This is a genomic window from Candidatus Frankia nodulisporulans, from assembly GCF_902806475.1.
Taxonomy (GTDB): domain Bacteria; phylum Actinomycetota; class Actinomycetes; order Frankiales; family Frankiaceae; genus Frankia; species Frankia umida.
Genome location: NZ_CADCWS010000026.1, coordinates 1 through 19,599, shown reverse-complemented (window position 1 = coordinate 19,599; position 19,599 = coordinate 1). Strand labels below are relative to the sequence as shown.

The window sequence follows — 19,599 nt, the reverse complement described above, 5'->3', positions numbered from 1 at the left end:
GGTCGGTAGCCGCCGGGTCGTGTTGCCCGCGCCGACCCAGGGATCAGCGTCAGCACGCCCGGCGTCATCGCGCGCGCCCGACCAGTGTTCGGGTTCGACGTCGTCGCCGGGTCGGCGCGGAGGGTCGTAGCCGGGCGGCGGGGTGGGCTCCCGGTCGTACCGGCGCGTCTCGCCGTGCCCGCCATATCCGCCAGGTTCGCCGTATCCACCGAGGTCGCCGTATGCAGCAGGTTCGGCGTATGCAGCAGGTTCGGCGTATGCAGCAGGTTCGGCGTATGCAGCAGGTTCGGCGTATGCAGCAGGTTCGGCGTAGCCGGCGGGATCGGCGTAGCGGGCGGGGTCGGTGTACCGGCCGGGCCGGTCGCCGCGATCCGACGGGTCGTGGTCGGGCGCACGGTGGCCGTCCGGGGCGGTACGGGCGCGGCCGGGGGCCGTGTTGCCCCGTCGGTGCCGGGGGCCGGACGGTGGGCCTGACCGGGCGTCCGGCCGGGGATCGTCCTCGGGGGTGGTCACGGGTCGCTCCGCTGGTGACGGGGCGGGGGAGCGGCCGACCGGTCATAGGGCTGATCGATGGGGTTCACCGGAGCCGGGCCACCGTGGTGGGCCGGCCGAAGTTCGCGGCGGGGGTCGACGTCCCGGGCCGGCTGGGCCGGGCCGCCCGTGGGGACGTGGCCGGGTTCGGGGCCGTCCAGCCGCGTCGTGCTGTACCCATGACCCGGGTCGTACCCCGCGGGAGCGGGGTACGCGGGGGCCCACTCGTCCGTGGGGGCCGGATCGTGCCGTCCGACCGGGTGGTGCCGATCGGCCGGTGGATTCTGGTCGGCGGGCCGGTACTGGTCGGCCGGCGGCGGCGAGTCGACCGGATCGTACGGGTCATGGGGCGGCAGGGAGGCGTCCGGTGTGGGGTCCGGTCGGTGGCGGCGCGCGCTGGGGCGCAGGCGGCGGGCGAAGCGCAACAGGACGGCCAGGCCCAGCAGGCCGATCGCGACGAACGTGATGCCGGTGGCGATCGCGCCGTACACGGTGGAGCGCACCAGGACCCGGGTCGGCGGCTCGGTGGACAGTCGCTGGCCATCGAGGTTGCGTCGATCGATCTCCAGCAGGAACGTGCCCGCTCCCTCGGCGTCCACCTCGAACTCGATCTGCGCCTTCTGCCCGGGTGGCAGCACGCGGACCTGCCGCACGGGTGAACGCAGCCGCGCCCGGTTGGTCGAGGAGAACATCAGCACGACGGTCACCTCACGCTGGGTGGTGTTCTCCAGGGTGAGGGGGACGAGGCCGTGCCGGCTGGTCAGATTGACGCTGCGGGAGGCGACGACCCGAATGCCGTTGCGGATGGCGCTGACGTCACCGTCCACCTGTTGGCTCAGGGACACGCCGTCCACTCTGCCCGCCCCACGCCACCACACGGAGCTCGCTGTGACGAGCGCGTTGGTCATCGGGTTGATCTCCCGCTCGACGCAGGTGGACGTCGCCCTGGGTGGGGCGCAGAGCACGGGTCCGAGCGCCTGGGCCTGCGACCAGACGGTGCTGACCGAGTCCAGGTAGCTCGCGGACAGTTCGGCGCTACGGGCATCCGCGGAGTAGACGAGCCGGGAGACCGGCAGGACGGCCTGGGCGGTGGGGGTGAAGGCGGGGTCGTCCAGCGTGGTCGGCGCGGTGGCGGCGCTGGTCACGGCGCCGAGGACCTGCTCGGCCCAGGTGCCGGGGGCGTTCCAGTCCCGCGGCAGGATCAGCACCTGGGGGCGCGGGGTCGGGTTCTCCGCGGAGATCATGCCGAGTTCGGCGGCGAAGCGGGCGAGCTGCGCGCCGGCGGTCGGGTCGACGGTGCTCGCGGTGTAGGCGCCGGCGAGCGTGGTCAGGGTGTGGTCGGCGCGCAGCGCGCGGACGGGGCCGGCGGAGGTCGTGACGGTGACGGCGGCGGCCGGGGTGTATCTGCGCCCGGCGACGAGGGGGAACTCCCGGTCATCGAGCAGCACGGTGCCCGCCTTCAGCTGGCCCAGCACGTCCACGGTCTGGGAGTCGGCCTGGCCGTTCACCGGGTAGGTGACGGCACCGGCCGCCTGCGGCTGCCGGGACACGAGTTCGGCCACCACGGTCTCGCCAGTCTTGACGGCGTAGTTCACGATGTCCAGCTTCCGGGCGTGGACGAGGGCGGCCAGGTCCGCGTCGCCGTAGGGCAGCGCGATCACCGAGCCGCCGGCGGCCGCGTAGTCGGCCAGCCGGCGCAGGAAGTAGCTCGCGTCGCCGTTGGTCCTCGCCGTGACGCCGGAGGTGGAGCCGGGGCTGGCGTACGCGTACCCCTGCGAACGGCTCATCAGCATGAGTTCCTGGACCAGCGTCGGATCGACGGCGAGGGTGACCGGCGGGTGGGCGGTGGCCGCGTCCAGCAGCCGGGACAGCCGGCCGGTCGGGCTCACATCGGTGGCGAGCTGGTTGTCGGTGAGCAGGCCGTCCGAGCGCAGCCGGGGGCGGTCGGCGATCGGTAGTACGACCGCGACCGGGGTGCGCACCGCGGTGGGCCGCGAACGCACGACGAAGGAGTAGGCCGCGGCGGTCACCGTTCGCGCGCCCACCAGGCTCGAGACCCTGATCTGCAGGGGGTACACCCCGATGTTCGTGGCCGCCGTGGTGCCCAGATCACCGGTGATCTGGAAGGGCACCGGGCTCGCTCCCCGCACGGGCGGGTCGGTCAGCGACTGGGTGGTCTCGCCGTTGGGCAGCCTCAGCTTCTCGTACCGGCTGTGCCCGGCGGCCGCGCGGGCGTCGCCGGCGAGGGTGGCCAACTGGCCGCGGGACTGCACCGCGGTGCTGAGGGAGATGCTCATCCACAGGTCGCTGATCGGCTCCGTGGACGACGTGGAGAGGGTGCCGGACACCGCGACGGTGGAGCCACCGGCGACCGGTTGCGTCACCTCCGTGATGGTGACCGTGATCGGGCCGGCCGGATCGGAGGACGACGACGAGGTGATCGTTGTCGCGATCGGCACGGCCGAGGTCGATGAGCCGGATCGTCCTGTGGACGAAGGTGTGGACAGCCCCGAGATTCCTGTGGATGAATCGGGGCCGTCGGTCGGATGAGTCGGATCGGCGGTGGCCGCCGACCCGGGCAGCAGCTCCACCAGGACGACGAGGACGAGCACGGCGAGCGCGAGCACCAGCCGGTGCCCCGCCCGACCCCGCCCGGCCCGGCTGGCGTTCGCCGTCCACCCGGCTTGGCCGGCACCCGATGCCCGACCGTCGCCGGATGGCTCGGGACCCGGCGCAGGGGCCGTCGTGCCGCGGGTCATGCCGTCGCGGCCAGCACGATGGGCACCTCGTCCAGCAGGCGGCGCTCGTCGGCGTAGGCGAGCCGGTCGGCGACCTCGATCAGGGGTACCCAGGTGACCGCGTCGACCTCGACGTCGGTGTCCGACAGCGAGCCGAACAGGTGAACCAGCAGGAAGTGGTGCACGGTCTTGTGGATGCGTGCCCCTCCGGCGACGAACCAGAAGTCGATCGTGCCGAGGCGTCCGAGGATGCGGCCGGTCAGGCCCGTCTCCTCCCCGACCTCCCGCACGGCGGCCTGTTCGGCTGTCTCACCAGCCTCGATGTGTCCTTTGGGCAGCGACCACAGCATCCGCCCGGATCGGTCGAGGCGGCCGATCAGCGCGGCATAGGCGTTGGCCGACCGCTGGTCGAGGATAAGGCCGCCCGCGGAGGTCTCCTCCACCCGGCGCAGCCGAGTGCGGCCGGGGGCGGAACGCGACGGCGGCATGCGTTTGATCGTACGAGGCCGGTGCCGCCGAGCCGGGGCGAGTGCCCGAGGCGTCCACCTTTCGCGTACCAGGCGCACCGCGGTGGACCCCGTAATCTGATGGGGTGTCAGTGATCAGTCTGGACAACCCGCGGGACTCGGCCGAACGGGTGGTGAGTGAGCTGCTGAGGGTGCCGCCGGCCGCCGACGAGCTCGGGCGGATATTTGCCGATCATGGCCACCGGCTGCATCTCGTCGGTGGTTCGGTGCGCGACGCCCTGCTGGGCCGCACCAGTGCCGAGGGCGTGGCCGCCAAGGTCCCGGCGGATCTCGACTTCGCCACCGACGCACGCCCGGAGCGGGTGCTGGAGATCACCCGCGGGTGGGCGGAGGCGACCTGGAGCGCGGGGATCGCCTTCGGCACGGTGGGCCTGGCCCGCCGCGGCCTGCGCTTCGAGATCACCACCTACCGCAGTGAGGCGTACGACCGCACCTCCCGCAACCCGCAGGTCAGCTACGGCGACAGCCTGGAGGCGGACCTGTCGCGGCGGGACTTCACCGTCAACGCGATGGCGGTCTCCGTCCCGGAGCACGACTTCGTCGACCTGTTCGGCGGGATGGCCGACCTCGCCCGTGGCGTGCTGCGCACCCCGGCGAGCCCGGAGGCGTCCTTCGACGACGACCCGCTGCGGATTCTGCGGGCCGCGCGGTTCGAGGCGGTGCTGGGGTTGACCCCGGGGCCGGAGCTGGTCGAGGCGATGCGGTCGCGGGCGCAGCGGCTCACGATCGTCTCCCCCGAACGAATCCGGGACGAGCTGCGCAAGCTCATCGTCGCCGCCGACCCGGTGGCCGGGCTCGAGCGGCTGGTCGAGGTCGGGATCGCCGAGATCGTCCTGCCCGAGGTGGCGGCGATGCGGATGGAGATCGACGAGCATCACCAGCACAAGGACGTCTACGCGCACACGATGACGGTGCTGCGTCAGGCGATGACGTGCGAGGAACCCGGTGCGCCGGACGAGGTGCTGCGCTGGTCGGCGCTGCTGCACGACATCGGCAAGCCGCGCACCCGCAAACACATCCCGGGTGGACGGGTGTCGTTCCACCACCACGAGGTCGTCGGGCGGGACATGGCGCGGCGCCGGCTCGCCGCGCTGCACTTCCCCAAGGACGTCACCGACGCGATCTGCCAGCTGGTCTACCTGCACCTGCGCTTCCACGGCTACGGCAGCGGCGACTGGACGGACGCGGCCGTGCGCCGGTACGTGCACGACGCCGGGCCCCTGCTGGGCCAGCTGCACAAGCTGGTGCGGTCGGACTGCACCACCCGTAACCGGCGCAAGGCGGCGGCGTTGGCCCGTACCTACGACTCCCTCGAGGAGCGGATCGCCGACCTCTCCGCGCGCGAGGAGATCGCCTCGATCCGTCCGGAGCTGTCCGGGGACGACATCATGGCCCTGCTCGGGCTGTCCCCGTCCCGGCTGGTGGGCCAGGCCCGCGCGCACATGCTGGAGTTCCGCTTCGAATGCGGTCTGGTCGGACGGGAGGCCGCCGAGGCCGAGCTGCTGCGCTGGGCGCGGGAGCACGAGGTGGCGATCCCGGGCGAGCAGGAGTAGTCGGGCGTGCCGGGGCCCGGTTCGGGCCTAGGCCTAGGCCTGGCCCTGGATGCGGCCTTGGGCGAGCGGGGGGCCGGTCTGGGTGGTCTGGGGGCCGGTCTGAGCGCTGGCCTGAGGACCGGTCTGGGCGGGTGGCACCGCCGCCACCGCCGGTGCCGGTGGCGGCGCGCCGACGGCGTGGATGACCTGCTCCTCGGGGTAGCGGCGGGTCACCCGGTGGTAGACCAGCCCGGACAGGGCGTAGCCCGCGCCGGCGATGACGACCACGGCGGGCGAGCGCCCGTCGTCGGGCAGCAGGATGGCGGCGACGGCCGCCGCGGCCACGAACGCGACGTTGAACAGCAGGTCGTAGAGGGAGAACGCGCGGCCGCGGTAGGCATCGGCGGTCTGCTCCTGGACGATGGTGTCCACACAGATCTTGCTGGCCTGGGCGGAGAACCCGATCAGCGCGCCGGCGATGATGAGCGGCACCGAGGAGAACGACAGCCCGAACACGATCTCGACGATCCCGCCGAACACCAGCGACAGCGACAGCCAGCTCGACTTCGGCATCCGGGCGGTGGCCCGTGGGGTCACCACGGCCGCGGTGATGGTGCCGACACCGCTGGCGGCGACGACCGCGGCGAGCCCGGGTAGTCCGCCGGTGTCCCCGGTGAAGTGGTTGCGGTAGAGCAGCACTGTCATGACGAGCACCAGGCCGTAGGCGGCCCGGGAGGCGGTCAGCGCGCTGAGCGCCCGGCGGGCCGGACCATGACCTGCCAGGTAGCGCGCACCGTCGGCGAGGTCCGCGAGGACGACGCCGGTCTGCCGCCAGGCGCCCTGCCAGCCGACGGTGACCATGGGGCCGAACGCCGTGCGTGACGAGCGGCCCGCGGTCGTCGCGGCCAGCAGATAGGCGAGGCCGGCCAGGCCCGCCACCAGCGCCACCGCGGAGTCGTCCCCGCCGGCGAGGCCACGCAGGCCACTGCCGATACCCGCGCCGACGAGCGTCGCGATCGTGCCGGAGGTGACCGACAGCGCGTTCGCCCCGACCAGCCGGTCGAGGCCCACGACGACGGGCAGCCCCGCCGACAGCGCGGACAGGACGAACCGGTTGACGCTGACCGAGGCCAGGGCCACCACGTAGAAGTCGGCCCCGGTGTGGCCGAACGCGATCAGCGCCACCAGGATGGCCATCAGCAGCATCCGGACCAGGGAGCAGACGACCAGCACCCGCTGGCGGGAGACGCGGTCCAGCACGATGCCGGCGAACGGGCCGACGACGCTGAAGGGCAGCACCACGACCGCGAGCGAGGCGGCCAGCGCCCCCGCGGACGTGGCCCGTTCGGGGGAGAACAACACATAGCTGACCAGGCTGGCCTGGAAGACACCGTCCGCCGCCTGGGAGGTGAGCCGGGCCGCGTACAGCATCCGGAACCCACGGTCACCGAGCAACGCCCGGAGGTTCGCCGACCATCCCACATCCGTCAGCCTAGGGCCCCCACGAACAACGCGGGCGGCACTGTCCCGCACCCGGGTCGGGATCCGTGTGATCCCACCTGGGTACGGCCTCGTGCCGCCCGCGTGTCAGGCCCGATCGGGCACCCGCTCAGATCCCCCGCTCAGGCCCCCGGCCTGCGCGGACGCTCTGTTCGCGTGGAAACCGCGACTGCCGGCTGGCTCAGATCTCGCCCCGGATGAAGGCCTCGACCTTGTCGTGCGCCTCGCTGTCGCGGTACTGCTCCGGCGGCGACTTCATGAAGTAGGACGAGGCGGACAGGATCGGCCCGCCGACCCCGCGGTCCAGGGCGATCTTGGCGCAGCGCACCGCGTCGATGACCACACCGGCGCTGTTGGGGGAGTCCCAGACCTCGAGCTTGTACTCCAGGTTCAGCGGGACGTCGCCGAACGCACGACCCTCCAGCCGGACGTAGGCCCACTTGCGGTCGTCGAGCCACGCCACGTAGTCGGACGGCCCGATGTGGACGTTGTCCTTGCCGAGGTCGTGGGAGAGCTGGGAGGTGACGGCCTGGGTCTTGGAGATCTTCTTGGACTCGAGGCGTTCGCGCTCGAGCATGTTCTTGAAGTCCATGTTGCCGCCGACGTTGAGCTGCATGGTGCGGTCCAGGATGACCCCGCGGTCCTCGAACAGCTTGGCCAGCACCCGGTGCGTGATGGTGGCGCCGACCTGCGACTTGATGTCGTCGCCGACGATCGGCACGCCGGCCGCCCGGAACCTCTCCGCCCACTCGGGTACCCCGGCGATGAAGACCGGCAGGCAGTTGATGAAGCCGACGCCCGCGTCGATCGCGCACTGGGCGTAGAACTTGGCCGCGTTCTCGGAGCCGACCGGCAAATAGCAGACCAGCACGTCGGCCTGGCTCTCGCGCAGCGTGGCGACGACGTCCACCGGGACCTCGTCGGACTCCTCGATCGTCTCGCGGTAGTAGCGGCCCAGGCCGTCCAGGGTGTGGCCGCGGGAGACGGTGATACCCAGCGGCGGCACATCCGCGATCTTGATGGTGTTGTTCTCGCTGGCGACGATGGCCTCGGACAGATCGCGACCGACCTTCTTCGCGTCCACGTCGAACGCGGCGACGAAGGTCAGGTCGCTCACGTGGTACTCGCCGAGCTGAACATGCATCAGGCCGGGGACCGGCGTCGACGGGTCGGCGTCGCGGTAGTACTCGACCCCCTGGACCAGCGAGGCTGCGCAGTTGCCCACGCCGACGATGGCGACACGTACCGAACCCATGACGGTCTACTCCTTGGCTGCGATGTATACGGATCTGGGAATCATCTGGGCATGCCGAGTCACCGCGGCGCCGTCCGGCCACTGGACCGAGTCGACAGGACGCCCCGCGGGGGTGCTGCTCACGACCCGGCCGGGACCTCGTTGTCCGGGGGGCTGGGGACGGGGCTGGTCAGCGGTGCGCCGTCATCCCGGGTGGGGGAAGCTGGTTGCTGGCCAGCGGCTGGACCCTCCGTGACCGGGGGAGTCGCCACTGTGGATGAGCCTGTGGACAACCCTGTGGATCCTGTGGACAACTGTGGGCTCACCGTGGCCGCGGCCGGGGTGGCGGCCCGCTCCGTCTCGATCAGCTCGTTGAGCCACCGGACCTCGCGTTCCACCGACTCGAGGCCGTGGCGCTGCAACTCGAGGGTGTAGCTGTCGAACCGTTCGACGGTGCGGGTCAGCGCCGAGCGAACCTTCTCCCGGCGCTCCTCGAGACGCCCCCGGCGACCTTCCAGGATGCGCAGGCGCACGGCGGCGTCCGTCTTCGCGAAGAAGGCGAACCGCACACCGAACATCTCGTCCTCCCAGGAGGACGGCCCACCCTCACCGAGCAGTTCGGCGAGCTTCTCCTTGCCCTCGCCGGTAAGGGTGTAGACGACCCGGCTGCGCCCGCCCAGCCGGGTGGACGCCCCGACATCGTCGGCGGTCACGTACCCGGACTCGGCCAGGCGGCGCAGACACGGATAGAGCGACCCGTAGCTGAACCGGTGGAACGCGCCCAGCAGAGCGGCGAGCCGCTTGCGCAGCTCGTAGCCGTGCATCGAGCTTTCGGACAGGAGGGCCAGCACCGCCAACTCCAGCACGGCCCACCTCCCTGATCGTGTCTGCGGTCGCGCCCTGGTTCAGGCGGTCGTGCTCGTGCTGGTCCTTCTTGCTCGTGCTGGTCCTTGCTCGTGCTGGTCCTTGTGCGGATGGCCCTGCTGGACGTTCGCGATCTTTGTTGTGGCCGTGCGACTGTCGCCCCGACATATCGAAGCGATACATCGAGGATAGACGTCTACGGACGACTACCGCAACCAGAAATGACCAACCGGCGACGCGGAGATGACCGCGAGGGGCGTAATTCGGGTCACAGTGGCCGGTTCGCCTCAGGTCGGCCACCCGTTCACCCGGCCGCCGGACACGGCGATCGGATGGACGGCGGCCGCCCCGACGTCCACCCGGCGGGGCATCCCTCGAAGCCCTCGCGGAGCCGTTCCGTTCGATGCCGATCTGTCTGGAGCGTCTGCCAGCCGGACGTCCGCGGCGTACCGTTGGAACATGCGGTCGCGGTCGGTCATCGACTACGCGCTCGCCCGCCGGGCGATGCTCGCGGACCTTCGAGCGGGCAGACTCTCCTCGCTCGACGTGTGCGATGCGCAGCCCTACCTGCTGCGTGCGGCGAAGTTCCACGGCGAACCGACGAAGAAGCCGTGCCCGGTCTGCCGCTGCGGCGAGAACCTGATCCACGTCACCTACACCTACGGTGACGAGCTCGGCGACAGCTCCGGTCGGGCCCGGGCCACCCGGGAGCTGCCCGCGCTCGCGGCCCGCTACAGCGAGCTACAGGTGTATGTGGTCGAGGTGTGCCGCCCATGTGGGTGGAACCATCTGACCCTGTCCTACGCGATCGGCACCGGCGAACCGAAGGCCAGGCGGGCCTCGCGCCGCCAGGCCGCCGACCCCTGAGTCACCACCCTCTCCTCCTCCCCACCAGCCGGTTCACACTGGTGTACCGCGCCTGTCCGCCCGCAACCCGGTGGTCGCCTCGGGCGTCTGCACTCCAGACGGGGGCCCGCGGGTGCCTGATCGGGTCAGGCCGCTCGGCCGCCCGGCGCGAGAGGGTGGAATCTGACGTGAGATCCTGGTCTGCCATGTGGGCGTCACGGCGTGTCCAGGGTCCGCGCAATCCGCGTGTGGTCCAGTGCCGTGGTCCGCTTGGTGAACGCCCGCGGGGGGTCCGGTAGCCGAGCAGGCCCGTAGCAATGGATGGAGCGGTCGGTGAGCTCTCCCCACGACCCGAGTGCCTATCGGCCCGATGCGGACCGACCCCTGCCCGGCGACGGAGCGCCCCCGCCCCGCCGCCCGCTTCCCCCGGACGGCGCGCCTGCGCCGGACCGTTCGCCCGCGCCGGGGCAGTCCTATCCCGCGCAGTATCGCGATGGTGCCCGGCCGGCCCGTGGGGAGCGACCCGCCCGGCCGAGCCGTCCGGTCGCGCCGCCAGCGGAACGCACCGCGCTGGTCCCCCCGACCGTCCGAGCCGCTGCTGGCGGGGATGCCCGCGGCGCCTCCGGGCCACCCGCTTCGGTGCGGCCGGTGTCATCGACCGGCGGCCCGGTGCCGTCCACCTCCGAGCCACGACTGTCGCGGTCGCCACTGCCACCGCTGCCGCCATCGCCATCGCCTGGGCGGTCGCCGTTGCCCGGGTCGTCGTCGTCGCCGGGTCCGGTGCCGTCCGGGTCGGCGGCGCGGGAGAGATCCCTGCCGCCTGGCTCGCGGGGAGGCTGGGTCCCGGGGCGCACGGCACCGGATGATGCCGCCGGTGTCCGCCCCGAGGGTGTCGGACGTGGCGGCGCCGGCCGTGACGCGAGGGCGCCGGGCACCGGGTACGGGGCCGCCCCAGGTCGCCCGGATCCGGGCGCGACCCGGGCCGTCGCCGCGTCCGCGTCGGACCTGCCAGGCGGGCCACGTCCCGAAGCGCGGCGTCTGGACGGCTCCGGCCGGGACGAGCCGGGTGCGGTCGCGGGCGGTCGGGGGGCCTTGTCGCCCGGAACACCGGACCGTGCGGTGCCGAATCGTGCGCTACCGGAGCGTGCGCTACCGGACCGTGCGGCGCCGGACCACGGAGTGCCGGACCGTGCCATGCCCGATGCCGGAGCGCCCGACGGTGCGGTGGCTGGTCGGGAGGCTTCGCGTCCTGGGGTGAGTGGCCGTGGCACGCCTGGCGACGGGCGTCGCGGGATCGCCGACCGGCGGCAGGCCAGTCTTGATCGGGGAACCGGTACGGACCTCATCCCCCGCGACAGCGGCCGCGGTGCCCGTCCGGGCTCGAAGCCGGGGCTGAGCGCGCCCAGCGTCGCCGCGGACGCGATGTACGACACCGTTGACCAGGCGGCGCTGCGTCGCGTCGACGTGCACGAACGGACAGCCGACGCGACCGTCTACCGCAAGGTGGACCGCCGCGGTCCCGAGGGCACCGCGGCGGAGCGCACCGCGGCCGTGCGGTCCGGGCGGCCACCGGTTGACGAGCAGCGATCGGCACCGGCCGCCGCCACCCGCCGGGTGGCGGGGCGGGGGCAGCGGGACCGTCCCACGCAGCTGACCGAGCGAATGGCCATGCGGGTCGGTGAGGCCGGTGCGGCCGGTGCGGTGAGTGAGCGAGGGACCGGGGCGGCGGGACGTCCGGTGGCGGGTCGGGGCGGCTCACGTCGTCCTGGCGCCGCACGAGAGGGACGGCCCGGATCCGTGGCGCCGTCGACCTCGCGGATGGCCCGTGCCCAGGAGGGTGGCCCCGGTGGCCCCGGCGGGCCCGACGGCCCCGCGCCGAGCAGGCGCCGCGGTGGTGGCCGCTCGTCCCGGCCAGGTCAGGGCAGTCGCGGCCCGATGTGGTGGCGGCGCCGGCCGCGATGGCTGCGCCGGTTGGTGCTGGCCGGGGTGTTCTCCTCGATCCTGCTGTTCGTCGCCGGCATCGCGGTGATCTACGCGGCCACCCGGGTGCCGCTGCCGGACGAGGTCAAGACCGCCCAGACCTCGATCATCTACTACAGTCCGACGTCGGCCCAGCAGAGCAACGGGGACGAGATGGCGCGGCTCGGCACGGTGAACCGTACCGACGTGCCGTTGTCCCAGGTCTCGAAGGCGATGCAGCACGCGGCGCTGGCAGCCGAGGACAAGCGTTTCTACAGCGAACCGGGTATCTCACCGAAGGGCATCGCCCGGGCGTTGTACGTCAACCTCACCGGCGGTGATCTGCAGGGTGGATCTACCATCACCCAGCAGTACGCGAAGAACGCGTATCTCACTCAGGAGCGCACGTTCACCCGCAAGATGCGGGAGATCGTGCTCGCGGTGAAACTGGACCGCAAGTACTCCAAGGACAAGATTCTCGAGTTCTACCTGAACACGATCTTCTTCGGCCGGAACGCCTACGGGATCGAGGCCGCGGCCAAGGCCTACTTCAACACCACGGCCGCGCAGCTCACACCCGAGCAGGGGGCGGTGCTGGCCGGCCTGATCCGGTCGCCGAACTACCTGGATCCGGTGAAGAATCCCGGCCCGGCCGCCACCCGGTGGCACGAGGTGGTCGCGACCATGGCCGCGGAGGGCTGGGCGCCGGCGTCGATCACCAGCGCCCAGCCGCCGCCCGTCATCCCCAAGGCCATCCAGAACACCGCGGACACCTCCGCGCAGGTCGCCTACATCCGCGACGAGGTCGTCCGGGAACTGACGGCCGCGGGAATCACGGAGCAACAGATCAAGCAGGATGGTCTGCGGATCACCACCACGATTGACCAGAGTCGTCAGATCGCCTCCTTCCAGGCCGTCAACCAGGTGCTGAGCTCGGCGTACGCGGCGGTACCGGATCTGCGGACCGGCCTGTCCGCCGTCGAACCCGGCACCGGGCGCATCCTCGCCTGGTACGGCGGTTCGCTCTACGGCAAGGACGCCCAGGGTCGTGAGGCGTACGAGGACAACGTCTCGGGGGCGCAGGTGCAGTCCGCCTCGACCTTCAAGACGATCACGCTGATCGCGGCGCTGCAGAAGAACATCAACCTGAAATCGACCTATGCGGCCCCGGCGAAGGCGTATCTCCCCGGCTATGTGGTGGAGAACGACGAGAGCGAGGGCGGCGACCTGGGTTACAAGAACCTGATCGAGGCGACCGCGGCCTCGATCAACACGGTGTACGTCCCGTTGGGTCAGACGATCGGCGTCAACAACGTCATCGCCACCGCGCGCACCCTCGGTATCCGCGACAAGACGGCACTGAAATCCGAGGCCGGTATCACCCTGGGGCAGGACAGCGTCTACCCCATCGACATGACGTCGGTCTATTCGGTGCTGGCCAGCAACGGCGTACGGGCCACCCCGCACATCGTGGACAAGGTCGTCGACGGCAACGGCCAGGTGATCTACAGCGGGGCCGTGCAGAATCCCAAGCAGGTCATTCCCGCCGCGGTCGCCCGGGACGCCACCTACGCGCTGCAGAGCGTCATCACCGACCCGTCCGGCACCGGTCACCGGGCCGCGCTCGAGGGCGGTCGTGAGGCCGCCGGCAAGACCGGCACCTCGACGGACTTCCGGTCGGCCTGGTTCTGCGGCTACACCAAGGAGATCGCCTCCTGCGTGGACATGTTCCGTGGCGAGGGGCTGGTGTCCGACCAGCTGCGCGGCATTCCCGGCGCACCTGACGGGGTGTACGGCGGAACGCTGCCGGCGCGGGTCTGGAAGGCGTTCATGGACGCGGCACTCAGGGGTGTACCGAAATCCACCTTCGATCCCCCGGCGTTCGGGGGCATGGTGCAGGACAACGCGCCGCCGAGCCCGTCGCCGACCATCACCGCGGCACCGGATGCCAGCCAGGGCACCACCGGCATGCTGGGTGACCTGTTCGGTGGCGGAGACGGCGCCGGCGGCGGTACCGGCACCGCGGGCGGTGGTCAGCAGCAGGGGGGCACCCGCGGCGGAACCCGTCCACGCCAGACCGGCATCATCGTTGACCCCTTCGCTGGCGGGTGACCGGGCCGCGGGGGTGAGAATGGCGCGCATGGCCACGACACAGGCGTCACCCGCCCGCGTCAGCCCGGCTCGGGAGGACCCGGTCGTCGGGGGCGCGAGCCAGCTGATCGGCGGGCCGCCCGGCGCACACGCGGTCCTGCCCGGGCGGCGTACCTGGCTGACGCCGCTGCGGGTGCTGATGGCGCTGGTCATCCTCGCGTCCCTGCTGGGCTACGCGCAGAAGGCCAGCTGCCGGGACACCCGCAACTGGACGCACGAGTACCAGTACAGCGCGCTGTGCTACTCGGACGTGGTCGCCCTGTACAGCCAGGAGGGCCTCGTCGACGGGAAGCTCCCCTATCTGGACTATCCGACGGAGTACCCGCCGCTGATCGGCGCGGCGATGGCACTGATCGCATGGCCCGCGGGGCTCGCCTCCGGGCCGAAACCGGTCTATCGGATGGACAACGGCCAGCAGGTCGTCGACCACTACACGATGGACCGGCGATCCGCGGTCTTCTACGACCTCACCGCGCTGCTGTTCCTGGTCGCGGCGTGCGTGGCGGTGTTCTGCACGGCGCTAACCGCCGGTTCGCGGCGGGTCTGGGACGCGGCGCTGTTCGCCATCGCACCCGCGCTGGCCCTGCACCTGCTGACGAACTGGGACATTCTGGCCGTCGCGTTCGCGGCGGGTGGTCTGCTCGCCTGGTCCAGACGGGCCCCCCGGCTGGCCGGTGTGCTGCTCGGGCTCGGCATCCTGACCAAGCTCTACCCGGCGCTGTTCCTGCTCGGCCTGCTGTTTCTGTGCCTACGGGCGGGCAAGGTCCGCGAGTGGCTGAAGGCGTTCGTGTCGGCCGTGGTCACCGTGGTGGCGGTGATGGTGCCGCTGTGGCTGGTCGCCGGCTACTTCGACAAGGAGGCCGATCGGACCAGCAGCGGCATCCTCGCCACGTTCTGGCACGGCGGAAGCTGGCTGCGGTTGCTGGGGGGCGGCCCGGACGGGGCCCGCAACGCCCTGGCCCGTTTCTTCGACCTCAACTCCGAACGAGGCGCCGACTGGGATTCGGTGGCCTTCGGCGCCACCTGGCTCGCCGACCGCCACGACCCGGCCTGGTTCGGGCCGATGCACCTGGTCATCTGCCTGGTCACCGCGGTGGTGCTGATCGCGGTGACCAGCGCGCTGGTCGTCCACCGGCCGGACACGCTGCGGCTGGTCATCGCCTCGGCGGTGGCCGCGTTCGGGACGATCGCCGTCGCCGTGCCGTACGTCCTCCAGGGCATTCGGGACCACGGCCTAGCCGTCCACACGCTCAACATCGTCACCGCGGCGACGCTGGTCGTGGCGGTGCTCGCGATCGGGCTGCTCACCTGGCTTGCGCCGCGCCGTCCGCGGCTGCCCCAGGTGCTGTTCCTGCTCGTCGTCGCGTTCCTGCTCAGCAACAAGGTGTTCTCGCCGCAGTACACCCTGTGGCTGCTGCCGCTGGTGGCGCTGGCTCGTCCGCGGTGGCGCCTGTTCCTGATCTGGCAGATCTGCGAGTTCTGGGTGATGTTCACCCGGTTCATGCACTTCATCTACAACGACACGCAGGGACGCCATGGCGTGGACCGCGGCTGGTTCGTGGGCGCCGTGGCACTGCGTGATCTCGTTCTGATCGTGATGGCCGGGTTCGTCGTGCGCGAGATCCTGCATCCACGGATGGATGTGGTCCGCGCCGGCACCACGGGCACGGTCGCGCAACGTTCCGCCGCGGACAACCCCGATGCCGGCCTCGACCCCGACCTGCTCGACGACCCGGCCGGCGGCGTGCTCGACCACGCCCCCGACATCCGCGGCGGATGGCGTGGTCGCCCGACCCACCCCGCCGCCACGTCCGCCACGTCCGCTGCGGACACCACCGACACCGCCACGGTGATCCCGGAGGTCGCCGTCACCGCCGTGAGAGCGACGAACGGTCCGGACGAGGCGGACCGGGACGCCGACCGACCGGCGTTGCGGCCACTCGAGCCCGGCGCTCTGTTCCGGCCGCGGCACCGACCCGACGCGGACTCCCCCGGCAGCACCGCGAACGGCAGCACCCTGGGCGGTGGCGACCAGGGACCCGCTGGTGGCTAGTTCCGCGGTGGAGGGCCCCGCGGTGGACGGTCCGGCGCCGGACGATCCACCGCCGCGCGGTTCGTCGGCGCACCGCGCGGCGCCGGACGGCAGGCGCTGGTCGCCGGTGCGGTCGGGCTGGGGGCGGGTGCCGCGGGCGGTCACGGCGACCCTGCCGTTGTGGTTGGGCAGCCGGTTCGCCGTCGCGTTGCTGTCGCTGGCCGCGGCACGGGCGCTGAGCTCGGGTCCGGCGCGCGACGCCCCGGGACTTCGTACCCTGTGGGACCGCTGGGACGTCGGCCTGTTCACCAAGGTCGCCCGCTACGGCTATCTGTCCCCGGCGTACACCGACCGCACCGAGGTCGACTTTCCCGGTCTGCCGATCGCCATCCGGCTGGCCCATCTGGTCCTGCGCGACTGGATCGTCGCCGGACTCGCGGTATCGCTGCTGGCCGGGGTGGTCACCGCCGCGGCCCTGTGGCGCCTGGCCGCGGACGAGGTCGGCGAGCCGGACGCGCGGTTCGCCGTGCTGGGCCTGATCTGCTTTCCGTACGCGGTGTTCCTGTTCGCCGCCTACTCGGAGGGTCTGTTCCTGGCCTGCGCGACCGCCTCGTGGCTGGCCGCCCGGCGGGGACGCTGGTGGCTCGCCGGCCTGCTCGGCGCCGGCGCGGCATCCGCCCGGATCAGTGGGATCGCCTTCGGGGTCGCGCTGGTGGTGCAGTACGTCGTCAGCCGCCGGGAGCAGGGGCGGCCAGTGTTCGCCCGGCCGGCCCTGGCGCTCGCCCTGCCACCGGTTCCGGTGCTCGGCTACCTGATCTACCTGCGGGCTCGTACCGGTGGATGGTCGTCCTACACCGACGCGATGCGGGCCGGCTGGCACCGCTGGACCGACTGGCCCTGGTCCGGATGGGCGGCCACCTGGTCGTCCGCGACGAACGGCGACGGCTCGTCGGCGTTCGTCTGGTTCTGGCGCGGTGAGCTGCTGGCCGTCGTCGTCGGCGTGGCAGTGACGATCATCCTGCTGGTCGGACGTCGATGGGGCGAGGCGACCTTCGTCGGCGTGATGACCGCCATCATGGCGTGCACGAACTACTACGCCTCCGGGATTCGCGGCATCCTCGTCGCCTTCCCGCTGTATCTGCTGCTTGCCCGGGCCGCCGCCCGCCGCCGCTGGGTGGCGTCGGTGTACCTGAGCATCTGCGCGCCGGTGATGGCCGTTCTGGTGATCGCGTTCACCCAGGGCCAGTGGGTTGACTGAATCGGCGCGCGCGACGCGGCCGGCCGGCGCCGACGTGGGACAGTTCGCCGGTGGGGCAGGTGTCCGTGGGGCAGGTGTCGGTGGGGCAGGGGAGACAACAGCGGTGAACGCCGCGGGAGATCCGGTCGGCCAGGCGACGACGCCGGTCCGGACGGGGGAGTCGGACGTGGTCGGCCGGTCCGCGGCGCGTCGCCAGGCCTGTGTGGCCGGGGCGATCGCGCTGCTGGCCGCGTTCGCGATGCTGGGGCTCGCGGTCGCCGATCCGTCGCCGTCGCGCCATGTGCGCGGACTGCTCGTGACGATCGACGTCGTCCTGCTGGCCGGGGCGGCCACCGCCTGGCTGCGCGTGGTGCTCGCCCTCGGCGGGACGCGGCGCGAGCCGACACGGGAGGACACGCCGCAGGACTGGCCGGTCGGCACGATCGAGTAGACTCGCCGGGACATGCCGTGCCCTGGCGCACGTGCCCGTCCGCTGGTCAACCCCGATGCGCGCGATCGAGTTCCGCTCGATCACGCCCGCTGACGGGCTGATGCGGGTGGTCTCGTGTACCGCTGGTCGTCCGGATGTGTCGGTCGTGCGATCGCGTTGTGGATCGTGGGCGTCCGGCCCGTCCATGCCGATGCGGATCCGGAGCGTGGTCCCTCCTGCCACGGATGATCCGTGGCCGCTGAGTCCACAGGAGGTGGGTTCACCCTTGGCACGCCATTACGAGCTGATGGTCATCCTCGATGCAGACCTCGAGGAACGCACCGTCGCGCCGTCCCTCGACCAGTACCTCGGTGTCGTCCGACAGGGCGGCGGCGTGGTGGAGAAGGTCGACATCTGGGGTCGCCGCCGGCTCGCCTACGAGATCGCGAAGAGCCACGAGGGCATCTACGCGGTCATCGACCTGCACGCCGAGCCGGCCGTGGTCGCCGAGCTCGACCGGCAGCTCGTGCTGAACGAGTCGGTCCTGCGCACGAAGGTCATCCGGCTCCCCGAGCCGAAGCGGCCCCGCCAGAGCCGCCGAGTGGCGGCATGATCCGGTCCACGGCGACGGCATCGCGTCCGTCCGCCCTGGCCATCGACATCAGGGAGGGTGGGCATGGCCGGTGAGACTGTCATCACGGTAGTCGGAAATCTGACCAGCGACCCCGAACTGCGGTTCACGCCGAACGGCGCTGCGGTGGCGAGCTTCACCGTCGCTTCCACGCCGCGCACGCTGGACCGTCAGTCCAACGAGTGGAAGGACGGGGAGGCGCTGTTCCTGCGCTGCTCCGTCTGGCGGCAGGCGGCGGAGAACGTCGCCGAGTCGTTGCAGAAGGGCGCCCGGGTCATCGTGTCCGGTCGGCTCAAGCAGCGTTCGTTCGAGACCCGTGAGGGTGAGAAGCGCACAGTGATCGAACTCGACGTCGACGAGGTCGGCCCGAGCCTGCGCTACGCGACCGCCAAGGTCGTCCGCGCCGCCCGTGGTGGCGGCGGCGGTGGCGGTGGCGGGTACGGCGATGGTGGCTACAGCGGCGGATCCGGTAGCGGATCCGGTAGCGGATCCGGTGGCCCGGGTGGCGGCTTCAACGCGCCAGCCGCGGCTTCCGTGCCGTCCAGCGGTGGTTCCAACAGCGGCTACGGCAGCGGTGGAGCACCGAACGATGACCCCTGGTCGCAGCAGCCGGCCGGTGGCTACTCAGACGAGCCTCCGTTTTGAGCGGGCGGTCGTCGTCATCGAGGACGGCACAACGAGGTAGGAGCACATCCATGGCCAAGGCGGCCGTGCGCAAGCCCAAGAAGAAGGTTTGCGTGTTCTGCAAGGACAAGGTCGAGTACATCGACTTCAAGGACACGTCGCTGCTGCGTAAGTACATCTCCGACCGAGGCAAGATCCGCGCGCGTCGGGTGAGCGGCAACTGCAGCCAGCACCAGCGTGACGTCGCCACCGCGGTGAAGAACAGCCGCGAGATGGCGCTGCTGCCCTACACCGCCTCGGCGCGGTAGGGGGTTCCTCGATGAAGCTCATCCTGACTCAGGAGGTCCCCGGGCTCGGCAGCCCGGGTGACATCGTCGAGGTAGCGAACGGCTACGGGCGCAACTTCCTGGTGCCGCGCAAGTACGCGATCCTCGCGACCCGGGGCGCGGAGCGCCAGGTCGAGCAGATCAAGCGGGCCCGGTCGGCTCGGGCGGTCCGCGACCTGGACCACGCCAACGAGATCGCCGGCCAGCTCGGCGGGCTCAAGGTCGAGCTGACCACCCGGGCGGGCAAGGAAGGCCGGTTGTTCGGTTCGGTCACGGCGGCCGACGTCGTCGCGGCTGTCACCGCGGCCGGCGGCCCCGAGCTGGACCGTCGTCGGGTCGATCTGACCACGCCGATCAAGACCCTCGGCGCGCACACCGTCTCGGTGCACCTGCACCCCGAGGTGACCGCGTCGCTGAAGGTCCAGGTCCGCAAGGCC

Annotated in this window: 15 protein-coding genes; 10 read left to right on the top strand and 5 right to left on the bottom strand. The window is 71.7% G+C overall.

What is annotated here, in order from left to right:
* Positions 1-509: 509 nt before the first annotated feature.
* Entirely contained in the window at positions 510-3,290 is a 2,781-nt protein-coding gene (locus G6R24_RS04900) for a DUF6049 family protein (RefSeq protein ID WP_225438129.1), read from the bottom strand.
* On the bottom strand, positions 3,287-3,757 hold the full coding sequence (locus tag G6R24_RS04895; protein ID WP_175084925.1) for an NUDIX hydrolase: 471 nt from the start codon (positions 3,755-3,757) through the stop codon (positions 3,287-3,289). The genes G6R24_RS04900 and G6R24_RS04895 overlap by 4 nt, the downstream gene beginning before the upstream one ends.
* 110 nt (positions 3,758-3,867) lie before the next feature.
* On the opposite strand from G6R24_RS04895, the gene G6R24_RS04890 reads away from it, so the two are divergent.
* Entirely contained in the window at positions 3,868-5,349 is a 1,482-nt protein-coding gene (locus G6R24_RS04890; RefSeq protein WP_163547975.1) for a CCA tRNA nucleotidyltransferase, read from the top strand.
* 33 nt (positions 5,350-5,382) lie between these two features.
* Here G6R24_RS04890 and G6R24_RS04885 read toward each other — a convergent pair whose 3' ends face one another.
* The 3 genes from G6R24_RS04885 to G6R24_RS04875 all read right to left on the bottom strand — a co-directional run bounded on the left by G6R24_RS04885 (position 5,383) and on the right by G6R24_RS04875 (position 8,928).
* The gene (locus G6R24_RS04885) at positions 5,383-6,810 is read right to left on the bottom strand and encodes an MFS transporter (RefSeq protein WP_163547966.1); all 1,428 of its coding nucleotides are present in this window, start codon (positions 6,808-6,810) and stop codon (positions 5,383-5,385) included.
* Between the two features lie 199 nt (positions 6,811-7,009).
* Positions 7,010-8,083 carry an inositol-3-phosphate synthase gene (locus tag G6R24_RS04880; RefSeq protein ID WP_163547965.1) on the bottom strand — a complete coding sequence of 358 codons (1,074 nt, stop codon included), beginning with the start codon at positions 8,081-8,083 and terminating at the stop codon, positions 7,010-7,012.
* Positions 8,084-8,202: 119 nt separating this feature from the next.
* Complete coding sequence (locus tag G6R24_RS04875) at positions 8,203-8,928, bottom strand: PadR family transcriptional regulator (protein ID WP_225438128.1); 726 nt, start codon at positions 8,926-8,928, stop codon at positions 8,203-8,205.
* A gap of 457 nt (positions 8,929-9,385) precedes the next feature.
* On the opposite strand from G6R24_RS04875, the gene G6R24_RS04870 reads away from it, so the two are divergent.
* The 9 genes from G6R24_RS04870 to rplI all read left to right on the top strand — a co-directional run.
* Positions 9,386-9,793 (top strand): DUF5318 family protein, encoded by a 408-nt coding sequence (locus tag G6R24_RS04870; RefSeq protein ID WP_163547964.1) that lies wholly within the window; start codon positions 9,386-9,388, stop codon positions 9,791-9,793.
* Between the two features lie 1,233 nt (positions 9,794-11,026).
* On the top strand, positions 11,027-13,843 hold the full coding sequence (locus G6R24_RS04865) for a transglycosylase domain-containing protein (protein WP_225438127.1): 2,817 nt from the start codon (positions 11,027-11,029) through the stop codon (positions 13,841-13,843).
* 19 nt (positions 13,844-13,862) lie between these two features.
* Positions 13,863-15,935 carry a glycosyltransferase family 87 protein gene (locus G6R24_RS04860; protein ID WP_163547963.1) on the top strand — a complete coding sequence of 691 codons (2,073 nt, stop codon included), beginning with the start codon at positions 13,863-13,865 and terminating at the stop codon, positions 15,933-15,935.
* Between the two features lie 106 nt (positions 15,936-16,041).
* Complete coding sequence (locus tag G6R24_RS04855; RefSeq protein ID WP_163547974.1) at positions 16,042-17,172, top strand: glycosyltransferase family protein; 1,131 nt, start codon at positions 16,042-16,044, stop codon at positions 17,170-17,172.
* A 103-nt stretch (positions 17,173-17,275) separates the two neighbouring features.
* Entirely contained in the window at positions 17,276-17,602 is a 327-nt protein-coding gene (locus G6R24_RS04850; RefSeq protein ID WP_163547960.1) for a hypothetical protein, read from the top strand.
* Positions 17,603-17,867: 265 nt separating this feature from the next.
* Positions 17,868-18,194, top strand: a complete 327-nt coding sequence (gene rpsF, locus G6R24_RS04845; protein WP_263864012.1) for a 30S ribosomal protein S6 — start codon at positions 17,868-17,870, stop codon at positions 18,192-18,194.
* Positions 18,195-18,257: 63 nt separating this feature from the next.
* Positions 18,258-18,857: a single-stranded DNA-binding protein gene (locus tag G6R24_RS04840; protein WP_163547962.1), complete on the top strand. Its 600-nt coding sequence runs from the start codon at positions 18,258-18,260 to the stop codon at positions 18,855-18,857.
* A 50-nt stretch (positions 18,858-18,907) separates the two neighbouring features.
* Positions 18,908-19,144 (top strand): 30S ribosomal protein S18, encoded by a 237-nt coding sequence (gene rpsR / locus G6R24_RS04835; protein WP_009741495.1) that lies wholly within the window; start codon positions 18,908-18,910, stop codon positions 19,142-19,144.
* Between the two features lie 11 nt (positions 19,145-19,155).
* The coding region (gene rplI, locus G6R24_RS04830; RefSeq protein ID WP_163547961.1) for a 50S ribosomal protein L9 at positions 19,156-19,599 on the top strand (444 nt) is incomplete at its 3' end.

Coding starts and splice junctions, on each gene's coding strand:
- G6R24_RS04900 (WP_225438129.1), bottom strand. CDS start 3,290: ATGACCCGCGGCACGACGGCCCCTGCGCCGGGTCCCGAGCCATCCGGC.
- G6R24_RS04895 (WP_175084925.1), bottom strand. CDS start 3,757: ATGCCGCCGTCGCGTTCCGCCCCCGGCCGCACTCGGCTGCGCCGGGTG.
- G6R24_RS04880 (WP_163547965.1), bottom strand. CDS start 8,083: ATGGGTTCGGTACGTGTCGCCATCGTCGGCGTGGGCAACTGCGCAGCC.
- G6R24_RS04870 (WP_163547964.1), top strand. CDS start 9,386: ATGCGGTCGCGGTCGGTCATCGACTACGCGCTCGCCCGCCGGGCGATG.
- G6R24_RS04860 (WP_163547963.1), top strand. CDS start 13,863: ATGGCGCGCATGGCCACGACACAGGCGTCACCCGCCCGCGTCAGCCCG.
- G6R24_RS04840 (WP_163547962.1), top strand. CDS start 18,258: ATGGCCGGTGAGACTGTCATCACGGTAGTCGGAAATCTGACCAGCGAC.
- rpsR (WP_009741495.1), top strand. CDS start 18,908: ATGGCCAAGGCGGCCGTGCGCAAGCCCAAGAAGAAGGTTTGCGTGTTC.